We start from the raw sequence: 6,221 nt of genomic DNA, 5'->3' as shown, positions 1-6,221 counted from the left end.
TGCGATCTGGACCATCGCAGGCCCATCATAGGACAGGAAAGCCTTTTTCTGATTCTCATGTCAGCGGTACGGTTTAACCGTCTACCGCACCACAGGCATAGCCTGTGGGTTTCTCACATGGCGCTAAGACGAAAAGCCGGCACGCGGGAGTACAGAGACGTGTGCTGGGTTTCCGCCGAGGGTCAGACCGAGAAGGACTACCTGGGCATGGCGGTATTCAAAGGAGCGAACGTGTCTGTACGGTTTCCGAAGGATATCCATCCCGACCGCCGGAACCCGAGGCAAGTGCTCAAGCGATTCCAGAAGGCCATGCGCACGGAGGACTTCCGCAAGGGGGATGAGGCGTGGATCGTTGTCGATGTGGACACGTGAGACGATACCGAATTCGCCGAGCTGCTCGCCTGGTCGGATTCCGACCCGAGGCACCACCTAGCGATCAGCAACCCGAAGTTCGAGCTTTTCTTGGTGATGCACTACGAACAGGGCAAGGGCTGCACCACTCCGCAGAAAGTTGATGCGGCTCTGAAGCGGCATTGGGGGCGCTATGCGAAGCGGGTTCCCGCGACCCAGTTTACGCTCGACCAGGTGAAGATGGCGATCGAGAACGCTAAAAAGAAGAGAACCTGCTGCCAGGATGCGCTCCCCGCGCCCGGTATAACCGACGCGTTCCTGCTTATCAGCAGGCTGATCGAGGGAAAGAAGGACTGAGGTGATCGGGTCTGCCTTTTTCAACATTACCTGCAGTCTCATTGCTGCATTTATCGGCTTTGTATTTGGCACCGTTTGGACTAATCGTAAGAGGTTGAAGCTCTGGGCTCAGGCAGTGATCAGGTGTAATAAGCCCATCCGCGTGAGCGCCGCGTACCTTTTCAGGATTAAAGTTGGCGGGAAATACCTTCTCATCAGAGGGAATCGCATTAAAGACCAGTACCAACCTGTGGGAGGCGTGTACAAGGGTAACGGGTAACCGCTAATTCGTGTGGTATTTTGCACAGTTTTCATCCTCTTGTGCCTACCCACATGTTTTCCGCCTGTTTTTGCGTGGTGGGCCATTTTGTGAGTCTGCCCATGCCCCCAAGCCTTACAGTCTGAAAAGCTGGACGGGCGTCATTATTCAACGAATAGAGGGGCGGGATGCCTTGCCCGTCCGCAGTTTTGTTTGGGGTCTTGGGAGAGAGTCCACCTCCCCCAAGACCCCTATGGTAGCCCGTACCCTCGGAAAGCAAGGTAGAAATGGAGAACACAGGCAATACCACCGTAGGAGTGAGCTCGCGTCTATACGAGCGCATAGCGATTAGACTCTCGCTTAACCGGCCATTCAGGCGGCTGGGTATACGAGCACTCGACAGACTTTGCGACCGTTGTCTTAACTCAGGCCGCTGCGTTAGTGACCTGTATAAAGACAGCTGGTATATCCCCGCAAACGAACTTGGATGCCCAGGCTTCTGTGCGTTGCTCGCACACCTTGAAGCAATGGATGTGTCTGAAGTTGCCACGACAGACCTCGATGTCATCTCTTTCTGAGAGGGGGTTGTCATGGAATATAGAAGACGCGTATCAGAACCTAAGCCAAGTGCATCTGAACAAAGAGCGATTGAGCGCCTTTTGTCAGGACAAGGAAACTCGATAGATGCAGAAGTAATACGACTGCTTGTAGGGCAGTGTGGCAAGTATGGGTGTGTGTATACACGGCTCTCAAAGGCATCTCCTGGTATGAAGGAGTGTCCCGGGTGGTGTAGAGCACTTGAAGTATATGACGCACAGTGCAAAGCACGTGATGCTGCAAAAACCGGGAATGCCGAATCAAAGACAGGAAAGCTTGCCCGTGATGAGCAGGCTGCTTTGCGAGCATTTGAAGAGGAGAAACTCAGCACCAAAGATGTGCTTGTTCTTATGCTCTTATACAAAAAGTGTGCACGCGGTGGCTGTGCAAACTCAGATGACACCGATATACCCTGCCCTGGCTGGTGTGGCATTGCACGCGATGCGTGGGATAGGTGGTGGTCATAGTGAGAAGAAGTGCAGAGCTTATCGGCATTGATGGGAGCACCTATCGGGTAGATGACATACGTGATGTGGAAACACACACCTCTGTTAAGGTCACTCGCATCGCCCAAGAGATACGCTGTCCTGAGTGTAGGTGTAAAACACATGCCCACAGCGCTACAACCGCTACGGTCTATCACGCACCTTACGCAGGAAAGCCTTGTCTTATCGCTCTTAAGAAGAGACGTTTTAGATGCCCGATGTGTGGTAAGACCTTTACAGAAGACCAGCCACTTCTCTGCCGACTCACACCTCACGCAAGCACTCGCCTGGAAGCGTTTGTTTTGGATGAACTGGGCAAAGGCAAAACCATCGCTGAACTTGAGCGCATAACCGGTGCTTCTAAAAACATCCTCGCCAAGATAGAAGCAAATGCACAAATGCCCAAGCACTACTTGCCACACAACCTCTGTATTGATGAGGTTAAAGCGTTTCCTAAAAGGATTGCAATCAGAAAAGGTGAGCCTCATATGGCAAGCTGTATCTATGATGCCGATAAAAAGACCCTTGTTGATATGCTTGCAGGAGATGATCCTAAAACCGTCACAGCGTACCTGGAAAGCTTCACAAAAGGCGAGCGAGATGCGGTGGCAACCATATCGTGTGACCTGAACGGTTCCTACATTAGCCTTGCAGAAAAGTATTTTCCTGGTGCGGTAATCTACGCTGATAAATTTCATGTAGCAAAGCTTGTAACAGAAGCTGTTGATGATGTACGACGTCGGCTCACTCGTACAATTGAAGATGACATAGACCACAAAGAGCAAAGACGTATCTTGCGCAAGGCCGCCAAGCTCATGCTCACCAGAAAAGACATGCTCAAACGGCAAAAAGAACGTGAATGCGTAAGATGTGCCCTTGAGTCTATCGGGGCAGATGATCTGAAACGAGCCTATCTTGCCCTCCAGCTTTTCTTCGAATGGTCTGATACAACCTTTGAAAGTCGAGACGATATGGAAACCGTTTTGAAGCGATGGATATCTATCGCTCGGCGCACTGATGTACCTGAGATGCGCTCTGTGTCTAACACCATAAGCAGACGTAAGACCTACATTTTGAACGCCTGGGAATACGGGCGTACAAACGCAATTGCAGAAAGTTTGAACCGACAGATCAAAGACATCATTCGCACGTGCCGTGGCTTTATGAGCTTTGGGGCTTTGAGACGCCGTTGTTTGTTGGTACTTGGACACAAACGAGAACCCAACAAGCCCATCCCGCTGTTTACAAGAAGCGACAAGAGAAAGGAGGGTACTAACTAGCGAATAGGTCACATGCGATGGGCTCAAGGTCTCCCCCACACAGGTCGTAACATATTCGATTTTTTGGCTTTTGGTCATCTTTTTTGAAGCTACTCTATGGAGGGCTTGGATTAGTGTGCCCTCTTTTTGCCCCCAAGTGACAACTTGAGGTTAGATTCTCTTTGTTTTACCTGGTCAGACATTAGATTTAGCTGTTTTTCCCACACGAATTAAGACTTACCCCGCAGCAGCCATGGCACCTTGCCCAACAGGCACGGCAGACTGCATAGCATCTGCCCGAAGCTGAATCAACGGAAACGCATCCTCGAGAGCCAGACAACCCGCAGAAACGAGAGCGGCATACTCTCCTAAGGAAAAACCCCGCAAAGCAAGAGACAACCATCCCTTGATCTCACTCGCTGGCCATAACCGCTCCGACAAGAGCCTCCGCAAGGCTTCCGTCTTTTCCACACTGGTTTTTTCTAAGGCTTGGTACAGAATTCAAAACATACATGTAGACACTTCTGGCCGCATCATAAGCATCCGAAAACGCCTCACGAACATCTTGATTCTCGGCAGTAAGTCCATCATCAAACTCATCTGGCGACTTGAAGATATCGGAAAGTCTAGTGTTTTGAGCCGTAAGGCGTTCGCGCTCTTCTTTCTCCATTTTTATCGCTTTTGACATCGCTTCTTTGCGTCTGGCGCGCCCATCGCTCAAGCGTCTACAGAACTTGCCATGATCAGACCGAAGACGGCATTCAAGACTGAACTGCGCAACGTAATGCTCTTCTTTCTTGGCGTATTCCACAGCTAGTAGCTTATGGCAGTGAAAACGAGCTAACGCTAGCGATTTCTTGCACAATAATTCATAATCATTTCTTTTCGAAGCGGGCGCACCCACAAGTTGCGCGAAGTTTTCAAAAAATATATCAATCTCGCGCAAAGTATCCGACGGCACCGATACAAACAATATTTCCGTATCGACAAAAAGAGGGACGACCGTCTCCATATATTCACTCAAAAGAGAATCTTCTTTATCCCCGAAAACAATATCCCGTTTTTCCATATCAATCCACCAGCTTAGTTAAAGCTCTCAACGAAGCACGGAATGCCTTGGCAGACTTTCTTGCAATGCTTACAGCGGTTTCCGATTCCGCAAGCCTTTCAATCTCACGCGAAATCAATATTCGTTTGCCTTGCGCATCTCTGCACGCATCACTATCGACAGCTGCATCTGGATCTACAAGCAATTCATAAAACAGGCTATATTTTTCAAACGCCTTACCGTAAGCCGACGATACCACTTCATCCTCTCCACCTTCGGCATCACATATTTTTGCCGCAGTGAAATATTCGACGGCTTTCTCTTTTGCCGTAATAACCTCTACCGCATACATGCCATCACATACATGAATTAAAGAGCATTTTTCTTCAAGATCGGATAACAAATCGCTTGTTCTGATGTCGAGCTCTACACACAATGCTTTAAAGCAATCCAGTTTGCATCGTTTCAGATGGCGTTCCGCTTTCGCAATATTGCTCTCGACTTCATAATCATCGCATCCTCTGCAATTCTCATCATATACGCTGAAGTCAATTCTTCTTGCTTTATCGGTTTTGCATAATCGTTCATGATACACGCATCTGCCAAAATGAGTCACGATTGCGCGTATTTCATTTCTTATTGCATCAACACTAGGCTGGTCTGCAATGAACTCCACAGCAGAAAAGTAGGGCTTCAGCGAATTAAACTCTGAGCACAAATCAATCAATTGCTCTTTGGGCAACGACGTATCCCCATTGATTCGATTCTCTGACATGCTTGTATGAAAACTAGCCTATAGAAGCATACTGTTCATATTCAGATGTGCAGGCAGATGATGTAATGCCCCTCTTAGAGACAACAAGCGGATTCCCACGACCTTGAACCGCAGGAGAAACACCCTCAGTATGGCCGCTACGGCTCGTTCTGACCTCGTCTTCGAAAACCCTAAGCTGATGCGGGGAAAGAGAGTCCAATTCGTCAAGCGTGCATCCAGCAAGACTATACAACACACAGTCGATCCGCTCTTTAGTCACCATAAAAGCACCCTCTCTTTTTCATTGCTATCATATACTATCATTCGACACTCCCTAATATAGTCAGCTTTTCTGAATCTGTTGTCGCTTTGCCAATGACGGGTAAGAGGAACCGACAGACAAACCCTTCGTGAACTGCCGCAAGACGAGCCGTCGCGTCACTCTAGCGAGTCTCATTAAGGAATATAATGAACGGGAACAATTCATTAAGTGACCCTTTTCTGAAGTCAGAACACATCGCATACCTGTCTTCCGAAGGCAGTAGACCATCGTTAACAAGCTTCGACCTTATACGCTCCGATATCTCGGAGAAAGCATCCTTTGGATACACAGTACTTCTGTCTATCTTGCCAAGTTCTTGCTCCCAGCCCTTCTTGTCTCCTGCAAGCTGAAACTTGAAAACCAAACGACATGCCAAGTCTGATTCACTCAACCTAACAAGATCACGGCGAGGAAACTCTGATCCAACCAAAAACCCTTCTTGGAAAAATGGACGCTCGGCAATCGGTGGCATCAGACTAAGAAGCCGCATAAGGTAGAGTTCATCATTCGCGTCAAATGTTATAGGACCTGTAGCATACGGCATTCCTATCATATAAACGACAGGGGTGTCGCTCACCGAAGTGCCGTCAAGCGCAAACGTGCAGGCAATGCGCAGCGATTGCGTAACATCAATCAGTGGTGTAGGACACACTTCATAATCGGTTTTTTGGCTTTTGGTCATCTTTTTTGAAGCTACTCTATGGAGGGCTTGGGTTGGTGTGCCCTCTTTTTGCTCCCAAGTGACAACTCGGGGTTAGATTCTCTTTGTTTTACCTGTTCAGACATTAGATTTAGCTGTTTTTCCCACAC

At 48.7% G+C, this 6,221-nt stretch carries 6 protein-coding genes and 1 pseudogene; 4 read left to right on the top strand and 3 right to left on the bottom strand.

Going from position 1 to position 6,221, the window contains the following annotated elements:
• From G7Y43_RS09825 to G7Y43_RS09810, 4 genes and pseudogenes are all read left to right on the top strand, one after another.
• A pseudogene (locus G7Y43_RS09825) lies at positions 1-372 on the top strand (hypothetical protein); the annotation flags it as partial.
• Between the two features lie 21 nt (positions 373-393).
• Entirely contained in the window at positions 394-708 is a 315-nt protein-coding gene (locus G7Y43_RS09820; protein ID WP_370514692.1) for an RloB domain-containing protein, read from the top strand.
• Position 709: 1 nt separating this feature from the next.
• Positions 710-967: a hypothetical protein gene (locus G7Y43_RS10870; RefSeq protein ID WP_206215126.1), complete on the top strand. Its 258-nt coding sequence runs from the start codon at positions 710-712 to the stop codon at positions 965-967.
• Between the two features lie 1,030 nt (positions 968-1,997).
• A complete protein-coding gene (locus G7Y43_RS09810; RefSeq protein ID WP_370514690.1) occupies positions 1,998-3,308 on the top strand; it encodes an ISL3 family transposase in 1,311 nt (436 codons plus the stop codon).
• 391 nt (positions 3,309-3,699) lie between these two features.
• Here G7Y43_RS09810 and G7Y43_RS09800 read toward each other — a convergent pair whose 3' ends face one another.
• From G7Y43_RS09800 to G7Y43_RS09790, 3 genes are all read right to left on the bottom strand, one after another.
• Positions 3,700-4,356 (bottom strand): hypothetical protein, encoded by a 657-nt coding sequence (locus G7Y43_RS09800; protein WP_165046232.1) that lies wholly within the window; start codon positions 4,354-4,356, stop codon positions 3,700-3,702.
• Between the two features lies 1 nt (position 4,357).
• A complete protein-coding gene (locus G7Y43_RS09795) occupies positions 4,358-5,110 on the bottom strand; it encodes a hypothetical protein (protein ID WP_165046231.1) in 753 nt (250 codons plus the stop codon).
• A gap of 422 nt (positions 5,111-5,532) precedes the next feature.
• A complete protein-coding gene (locus G7Y43_RS09790) occupies positions 5,533-6,093 on the bottom strand; it encodes a hypothetical protein (protein ID WP_165046230.1) in 561 nt (186 codons plus the stop codon).
• Between the last annotated feature and the right edge of the window lie 128 nt (positions 6,094-6,221).

Source organism: Adlercreutzia sp. ZJ138 (assembly GCF_011038935.1).
In the GTDB taxonomy this organism is placed as follows: Bacteria; Actinomycetota; Coriobacteriia; order Coriobacteriales; family Eggerthellaceae; genus ZJ141.
Note: the sequence above shows the minus strand (reverse complement) of the source record. Positions and strands in the feature narration are given on the sequence as shown.

What these genes read in the sequence shown, in the direction of transcription:
- G7Y43_RS09800 (WP_165046232.1), bottom strand. Translation starts at nt 4,356, where the DNA reads ATGGAAAAACGGGATATTGTTTTCGGGGATAAAGAAGATTCTCTTTTG.
- G7Y43_RS09790 (WP_165046230.1), bottom strand. Translation starts at nt 6,093, where the DNA reads ATGACCAAAAGCCAAAAAACCGATTATGAAGTGTGTCCTACACCACTG.
- G7Y43_RS09795 (WP_165046231.1), bottom strand. Translation starts at nt 5,110, where the DNA reads ATGTCAGAGAATCGAATCAATGGGGATACGTCGTTGCCCAAAGAGCAA.